At 71.7% G+C, this 6,134-nt stretch carries 5 protein-coding genes; 3 read left to right on the top strand and 2 right to left on the bottom strand.

Annotated elements, in window-relative coordinates; genetic code table 11:
- The first annotated feature begins 270 nt into the window (after window positions 1-270).
- Window positions 271-849, top strand: a complete 579-nt coding sequence (locus ACFQ6N_RS22790; RefSeq protein ID WP_380651864.1) for a TerD family protein — start codon at window positions 271-273, stop codon at window positions 847-849.
- 145 nt (window positions 850-994) lie between these two features.
- Window positions 995-2,089 carry a DUF475 domain-containing protein gene (locus tag ACFQ6N_RS22785; RefSeq protein WP_380651861.1) on the top strand — a complete coding sequence of 365 codons (1,095 nt, stop codon included), beginning with the start codon at window positions 995-997 and terminating at the stop codon, window positions 2,087-2,089.
- 173 nt (window positions 2,090-2,262) lie between these two features.
- Here ACFQ6N_RS22785 and ACFQ6N_RS22780 read toward each other — a convergent pair whose 3' ends face one another.
- Entirely contained in the window at window positions 2,263-3,468 is a 1,206-nt protein-coding gene (locus ACFQ6N_RS22780; RefSeq protein WP_380651858.1) for a DUF2637 domain-containing protein, read from the bottom strand.
- 399 nt (window positions 3,469-3,867) lie between these two features.
- Here ACFQ6N_RS22780 and ACFQ6N_RS22775 point away from each other — a divergent pair, with 399 nt between their 5' ends.
- Complete coding sequence (locus tag ACFQ6N_RS22775) at window positions 3,868-4,617, top strand: Tellurium resistance (protein WP_380651855.1); 750 nt, start codon at window positions 3,868-3,870, stop codon at window positions 4,615-4,617.
- A gap of 72 nt (window positions 4,618-4,689) precedes the next feature.
- Here ACFQ6N_RS22775 and ACFQ6N_RS22770 read toward each other — a convergent pair whose 3' ends face one another.
- Window positions 4,690-5,880 (bottom strand): TerD family protein, encoded by a 1,191-nt coding sequence (locus ACFQ6N_RS22770; protein ID WP_380651852.1) that lies wholly within the window; start codon window positions 5,878-5,880, stop codon window positions 4,690-4,692.
- Window positions 5,881-6,134: the final 254 nt, after the last annotated feature.

The following is a 6,134-nucleotide window of genomic DNA, read 5'->3' as shown; positions in this document are numbered from 1 at the left end:
AAGGACCTCTTCGGTCCGGGGCCGCCCCGGTTCCGTTCCGGCGGCCGTCCGCGCGGGGCCGCGGGCGGCCCCGCGTACGGACGGGTGCGGTCGCGCGCGCACGGACGGGTGCGGCCGGGCGGGGGTTCGCCGGGCCCGGTGCCGCGGCGGCTCGCTGCGCTGCGAGGATGTGAGTTCAGGAAGTTCAGCCGGCCAAAGCGGGCCGGCCGGGGGCGCGGGGGACTACACCTGTAAGGCGCGCTCCGGGAGAAGCAAGGGAGGAAGAACGTCATGGTGGTCACGCTTGCCAAGGGTGGCAACGTCTCGCTCACCAAGGCCGCGCCGAATCTGACGCAGGTCCAGATCGGCCTCGGCTGGTCCGCCCGTTCGACCACGGGCGCGCCGTTCGACCTCGACGCGAGCGCCCTGCTCTGCGGTGGCGGGCGGGTGCTCGGTGACGAGTACTTCGTCTTCTACAACAACCTCAAGAGCCCCGAGGGCTCGGTGGAGCACCAGGGCGACAACCTCACCGGCGGCGACGACACGGGTGACGACGAGGTCCTCCTGGTCAACCTGGACCTGGTCCCGCCGCAGGCGGACAAGGTGGTCTTCGCGGTCTCGATCTACGAGGCCGAGGCGCGGCTGCAGAACTTCGGGCAGGTCCGCAACGCCTACATCCGGGTCGTCAACTCGGTCGACGGCCAGGAGATCGCCCGCTACGACCTGTCCGAGGACGCGTCCAGCGAGACCGCGATGATCTTCGGCGAGCTGTACCGCTACGCGGGCGAGTGGAAGTTCCGCGCGGTGGGCCAGGGGTACGCCTCCGGCCTGCGCGGGATCGCGCTCGACTTCGGCGTGAACGTACAGTAAGGGCGGAAATCGGACTAATCGCACCCGACCCGATCATGAGAACAGAGGGCAGTGCGGGGGTGACCTGACCGGGCCCGGCCCGGTCAGGGCGTCTCGGGGACGAGGCCGCTCCGCACGGCCAGAACCCGAAAGGTATCCAACTCCCGTGTTCCTCCGCACATTCGGCTGGTCGCTCGCGATCACCGCCATCGGCCTGATCGCGGCCGGACTGCTCTGGGGAGCCCAAGGCTTCGGCATCGTGCTGATCCTCTCCATCCTGGAGATCTCCCTGTCCTTCGACAACGCGGTGGTCAACGCCACGGTGTTGAAGCGGATGAACCCGTACTGGCAGAAGATCTTCCTGACCGTCGGTGTGCTCATCGCCGTCTTCGGCATGCGCCTGGTCTTCCCGCTGCTGGTCGTCGGCCTCACCGCGAAGCTCAACCCCGCGACGGTCATCGACCTCGCCCTGCACTCCGACAAGACCCACGACGGCCTCACCTACGGGCAGTACCTGGAGGCGGCCAACCCGGCCATCGCCGCCTTCGGCGGCATCTTCCTGCTCATGATCTTCCTGGACTTCGTGTTCGAGGAGAAGGAGCACAACTGGCTGAGCTGGCTGGAGCGCCCGCTGGAGAAGGTCGGCAAGCTGGACGCGCTCTCCAGCGTCGTCGCCCTGGTCGCCCTGGTCGTGGCCTCCCGCTTCTTCGCCGCCGAGCACGCGGAAACCGTTCTGCTCGCCGGTGTCCTCGGCCTGATCACCTACCTCGCGGTCGGCGGCCTGTCCTCGATCTTCGAATCGGGCCTGGAGGACGAGGCCGAGCGCGAGGAGGAGGCGGAGAAGTCCGGCAAGTCCGTCGTCCAGGTCGCCGGCAAGGCCGCGTTCTTCCTGTTCCTCTACCTGGAGGTCCTGGACGCGTCGTTCTCCTTCGACGGGGTCGTCGGCGCCTTCGCCATCTCCAGCGACATCTTCCAGATCACCCTGGGCCTCGGCATCGGCGCGATGTACATCCGCTCGCTGACCGTCTTCCTGGTCCGCAAGGGCACCCTGGACGACTACGTCTACCTGGAGCACGGCGCGCACTACGCGATCGGCGCCCTGGCGGTGATCCTGCTGGTCGGCATCAAGTACCACATCCCGGAGATCGTCACCGGCCTGATCGGGGTCGCCTTCATCGGGCTCGCGCTCGGCTCGTCGGTCCTGCGCAACCGGCGCGAGGGGGCGGGCGAGGAGCCCGAACTGGTCGGTTCCGGCAAGTAGTCCGCCGGGCACGCGAAACGGCCGCCTCCGGGATCTCCCGGGGGCGGCCGTTTCCGTCGTGCCGTAGGTCGTGCGGTACGCGGTACGCCGTGCGGTCCGGCGTGTGCCCGTACGCCCTGCCGTCCTCCGGGCGCCGGCCGGGTGTCGTCCGGAGGCGCCGAGGCCGGCCGACGTCAGCCGAGCTGCTGCTCGATCGCGCGCAGCTTGCGCTCCAGCGAGTCCAGCTTCGGCATCGACAGGGTGTCGTCGTCGGCCGTCAGGTCGATCGCCGAGCCGCGGCGGGACGAGCCGAAGGCGTCGGACGAGGAGGAGTACGAGGAGCCCGAGGACGAGTACGAGGAGCCCGAGGAGGACGAGTCGCCCGAGGTGCTCGACGACGACGAGGAGTAGGTCGACGGCGACGAGTAGGAGGAGGAGTACGAGGAGCCGACAGCGGCGCGGCCGCGGCGGCCGGCGTCCAGGGCGGAGTGCTCCGAGGCGGTGGTCGAGGTGGTGGCGTCGGACTCCGCGGCTAGGGCAGGCTCCGTAGCGCTCGGGCCGTCTCCGGCAGCCGTGAGGGCGGGCACCTGGCGGCCGCTGCGGGCCCGGGACAGCATGCCGCCGCCCTGACGCGAGATGGCCTTCAGCTCGGCGCGCTCGCGGCGGTCGGCGGTGCGGGCGCGGACCTTGGCGTCCATCTTCGCCTGGCGCTCCTCGCGCACCTCCTCGACCGCCTCGTCCAGGCTGCGCACGTTCTCCAGCAGCATCAGCGACCAGGCCGCGTAGGTCTCGCGCGGGGCGCGCAGCCAGCGGACGATGCGGATCTGCGGCAGCGGGCGGGGCACCAGGCCCTGCTCGCGCAGCGCGGCCTTGCGGGTCTGCTTCAGCGCGCGGTCGAAGAGGATCGCCGCCGAGATCGACATGCCGGAGAAGAACTGCGGGGCGCCGGCGTGGCCGAGGCCGCGCGGGGCGTGCACCCAGTTGAACCAGGCCGAGGCGATCGCGAAGACCCAGACCAGCAGGCGGGAACCGAGCGCGGCGTCACCGTGGCTGGCCTCGCGGACGGCGAGCACCGAGCAGAACATCGCGGCACCGTCCAGACCGAACGGGACGAGGTACTCCCAGCCGTCCGACAGGCCCAGGTTCTCCTTGCCGAAGCCGACCAGCCCGTGGAAGGACAGCGCGGCCGCGACGCCGGCGCAGCAGAACAGCAGCGTGTACGAGGAGATGCCGTAGATCATCTCCTTGCGGCGGCGCCGCTCCTCGCTGCGCTCCCAGGAATCGGTGGCCTCGTCCTTCTTCGAGTTCTTGAAGCGCAGCGTCGCCAACAGGACGGAGACGAACAGCAGGGCTGCGCCGCCGACGACGGTCCAGACCAGCTGTATGGAGGTCAGGTTCATTGCGGGTCGGGCCTCGGGTTTCCGCAGGGGACAGGTTCACAGTGCGACACAGGCGGTCAGGTCCCGCCGCGCGGGCACTGCCTGACGGTTTGTTCGTCGCCGCACGGCGTGCCCCACCGCTCCCGCGCAGGGGCGGACGGGACACCTGTGCGGCTAGACGATATCGCGTCCGAAGAGGCGGCATGTTACGGGAGGGCGGCTTGCCGGGGCCAATCGGCCCACCGGTTCGCCGGTTCGCCCGGGGTTCGTCCGGGGTTCGGCTGTCGGCCCGCCGGCGACCGGTGGGCGGTCCGGCGGGGTAAGGGAGGGGGGAGCGGGGTATCCGTCGGCCGGGCCGATGCCCGATCATTGGTCGGCGGACCGTCAGATCGCCTGGCGGGAGCAGGGGGAGAGGACGGGATGGTCTCGATCTGGGAGTACCTGCGCGGGGAGAAGAGCTACACCTTCGACAACCCGGGCGGTCAGCACAAGGTCATACTCACCAAGTCGGCCCCGCACCACGCGATCACCGGGTCGGCCGCCACCACCGGCTACCTCTACGTCAACCTGCACTGGTCGATGCGCGCGGGCGGCACCAGGCCCAGCACCCGGGACACCTTCAAGCGGTTCTTCAGCCCGCGGATCCTGAGCCCGCTGGAGCCGGACTCGCCGCAGGGCAACGAGCCGATGAACGTCGACCTCGACCTGGCCTGCATGTACGAACTCTCCGACGGCTCCACCGGTGTGGTGCAGCCGCTCGGCGGCCTCTTCGGCGACCTCCAGAGCGCGCCGTACATCAAGCTCAGCGGCGACGACCAGTACGGGGCGCCGTCGGGCGAGACGATGTACGTCAACCTGGAGAAGAAGGACAAGTTCAAACGGCTGCTGATCTTCGTCTACATCTACGACGGCACGCCGGCCTTCGAGCAGTCGCAGGCCGTGGTGACGATCGTGCCGCAGACCGGGCCGCGGATCGAGATCAAGCTGGAGGAGCGGGCCCGGGCGGCGCGCTCCTGCGCGGTGGTGCTGATCGAGAACGCCGGGGACAACCAGCTGACCGTGCGCCGCGAGGTGCGGTACGTCAACGGGTTCCAGTCGGACATCGACCGGCTGTACGGGTTCGGGATGCAGTGGCAGCGCGGGTACAAGGGGCAGCCGGGCGGCGACTGACGGCCGGCGACCGACGGGTGGCGGCCCCTCGCCGGCCCTCGCTTTTGGCGGGGACCGGCGGGCGGGCGGGCGTCAGCGCGGCTGGAACTGCGGGCCCTGCGGGGGCAGGGCGAACTCCTCGTCGGTGGCCGTCGGGGGCTGGGTCGTCGGCGGCTGCGGGGGGACGGGCGGCTGCTGGCCGGAGCCGGACTGCGGGTAGCCGTAGCCGCCCTGGTGCGGCTGAGGCTGCGGCGGGACGGGCTGGTTCGGCTGGGGGTAGCCGTACCCCGTGCCCGGCTGCTGCCGGTACGGCTGGGTGGGCTGCGGGTAGCCGTAGCCGGTCGCGGGCTGGTGCTGCGGGTAGCCGTACCCCGTGGCGGGCTGCTGCTGGGGGTAGCCGTAGCCGGTGCCGGGCTGGTGGCCGGGCTGGTGGGCGGGCGGCGCGGTGGGCGGTGCCGGCGGTGAGGTCGGCGGCATGGTGGGCGGGGCCGTCGGCGGCGGGGGCGCGGTGGGCGGCGTGGCGGGCGGAGCGCTCGCGACCGGGGCGGTCTGCGCCGGGGCGGCCGGGGCCTGCTGCGGCTGCGGGACGGCCGGGGCCAGGGTGAAGGTGCCCGGCTCGGCGGCGGCCGGGCGCGGGGCGGGCAGCGGGGTGCTGCGCGGGTCCACCGCGCTGCCGGTGCCGCCGGTGCCGGTGGGTGCCTGGGCCGGCACCGGGTCGGGCAGCGCGGCGGCCGCCTCGTCGTCGACGGTGATGCCGAAGTCGGTGGCCAGGCCGATCAGCCCGGAGGTGTAGCCCTGGCCGATCGCCCGGAACTTCCAGGACCCGGCCCGGCGGTACAGCTCGCCCGCGACCAGCGCGGTGACGCTGTCGGCGTCGCCGATCACGAACTCGGCCAGGGCGGGCGCGCCTTCACCGGCCGTGGCGTCGAACAGCAGCAGCCGCAGGCCCGGCACCGCGCGGAACGTCCCGCCCTCGGAGGAGCCGGCCAGCACCACGCGGTCCACGTCGGCGGGCAGCTTGCCGAGTTCGACCTCGACCGTGTCGATGATCTCGGCGCCGCCGGAGGTCTGCTGCTTGGGCAGGTGGCGGACCAGGCCGGAGGGGTGGCGCGGCTGGTTGTAGAAGACGAAGTCGGCGTCCGAACGGACCCTGCCGTTGGCGCCGAGCAGCAGCGCGGACGCGTCCACGTCCGGCGCACCGGGCGTGGCGCTCCAGCGCAGCACGGCGCGGACCGCCGCCGCCGGCAGTGCGATGTTGGCGCCCTTGGCCATCACGTGCGTCATAGCCGACCATCCTGCCTGTTCGCCACCCCTTCGGACAACGTGACCGGACCGGTCCGCGTCGGGTCGGACTTTGCCAAGACTTGCGCTTACCGGGGTTTGCCGCCGGTGGGTCCATGATCGTCCAAGTGGACCGGGATGTTCCGGGAGTTCAGTGCCGGGGAACCGGAAACGGCCGGATCCCGTCCGTACGATGGGCGGTCGAAAGGCCCCCGGGGGGTTCGACGGAGGGGCGTCCGCCGGTGCCGCGCCCGGGG

The organism is Kitasatospora sp. NPDC056446, assembly GCF_042796115.1.
In the GTDB taxonomy this organism is placed as follows: Bacteria; Actinomycetota; Actinomycetes; order Streptomycetales; family Streptomycetaceae; genus Kitasatospora.
Note: the sequence above shows the minus strand (reverse complement) of the source record. Positions and strands in the feature narration are given on the sequence as shown.